Source organism: Nocardia amamiensis, from assembly GCF_015477605.1.
Taxonomy (GTDB): domain Bacteria; phylum Actinomycetota; class Actinomycetes; order Mycobacteriales; family Mycobacteriaceae; genus Nocardia; species Nocardia amamiensis_A.
The window spans coordinates 1-1,693 of record NZ_JADLQX010000131.1 but is presented as its reverse complement, the minus strand read 5'-3'; the positions used below and the strand labels follow the sequence as shown (position 1 = coordinate 1,693).

Genomic DNA, 1,693 nt, shown 5'->3' with positions numbered 1-1,693 from the left:
CGAGCAGCTCGCCGAGATCGGCTGGGTGCCGGTGGCCGACCTGGGTCAGCTGGATGTCGACATGGACCTCGACATGCCCGCCAACGCGACGATCGATATCAACGCGATCGTCACCGAGGGCGCCGACGGCCCGCAGTTGGGCGCGTCGTTCGCCTTCCCGGCCGGTCTGCTGACCGCCGAGCGGGTCCAGGAGTTCGCCGACCTCTGGGTCGAGGCGCTCACCGCGCTGGCCACGCACGCGCGGCGGCCGGACGCGGGCGGCTTCACGCCGTCGGACATGCCGCTGGTGCGGGTGGGGCAGCACGACATCCAGGTGTGGGAACAGACCTACCCGGCGCTGACCGAGGTGTGGCCGCTCTCGCCGCTGCAGTCGGGTCTGCTGTTCCACGCGTTGATGACCCAGTCCACCGTGGACGTGTACACCATGCAGGCAGTGGTGGACCTGGGCGGCACGGTGGACGCGGCGCGGCTGCGTGCGGCGGCGCAGGGCATCATCGACCGGTACCCGAACCTGCGCACCGCGTTCGTCACCGACTCCGACGGCCAGGCCGTGCAGGTGGTGCTGGATCGCGTCGAAGCTCCGTGGCGCGAGGTGGATCTCACCGAGCTGCCCGCCGAGCAGCGCAACGCCGAACTGAAGCGTCAGGTCGCGGTGGAGCGGGCCACGCACTTCGACATGGCCACGCCGCCGCTGATGCGTTTCACGCTGTTCCGCAGCGACGCCGAGCAGTGGCATTTGGTCATCACCACCCACCACATCCTGCTGGACGGCTGGTCGATGCCGCTGCTCATGCGGGACATGCTGGTGCTGTACGCGGTGCGCGGCGACCAGACCGCGCTGCCGCGGGTGGCCTCCTACCGCAACTTCCTCGGCTGGCTGGCCGGGCGCGACCGGGACGCTTCGCTGCGCGCCTGGGCGACGGCGCTGGACGGCGTCACCGAGCCCACGCAGCTCGCGCCGCAGGCCAGGGGCACGGAGGACTACGAGATCGGCACGCTCACCACCGAGATCGACGCCGACCGCACCCGCCGGATCACCAAGCACGCCGCCGAACTCGGCGTCACGGTGAACACGCTGGTGCAGGCGTCCTGGGGCATCCTGCTCGGACGCCTCACCGGCCGCGGCGACGTGGTGTTCGGCGCGACGGTGTCCGGCCGTCCGGCCGAGCTGCCCGGCGTCGAATCGATGGTGGGTCTGTTCATCAACACGCTGCCGGTGCGGCTGCGGATCGATGACCGCCAGAGTATCGGCGAGCTGCTGGAGCGGCTGCAACGCGAACAGGCCGACCTGCTCGAGCACCACTACGTTGGGCTCACCGAGATCCAGCGGGTGGCGGGCACCGGGTCGCTGTTCGACACGCTGATGGTGTTCGAGTCGTATCCGATGGACAAGGAAGCGATCGCGGCCGCCAGCTCGATCGACGGCATGTCGGTGAACGGTGTCGGCGTCAACGACGCCACGCACTACCCGATGACGCTGCTGGTGATGGCCGAGTCCAGCATCGAGCTGACCCTGCGGTACCTGGGCAGCCGGTTCACCGCCGACGAGGTCCAGATCCTGGCCCAGCGCCTGGTCCGGGTGCTGGAAGCCCTGCTCGGCGACCCGGACGTCCTGGTCGGCGACATCGATATCCTCGACGCGGACGAACGGGCCCGGCTGCTGGTCGAATCCGGCGTCGCCGCAACCTCTGCC

1 protein-coding gene is annotated in these 1,693 nt (G+C 70.0%); it reads left to right on the top strand.

Translation table 11 applies throughout. The features are described from left to right. Nucleotides 1-1,693: condensation domain-containing protein (locus IU459_RS37035; protein WP_228839047.1), on the top strand; the 1,693-nt coding region annotated here is incomplete at both ends.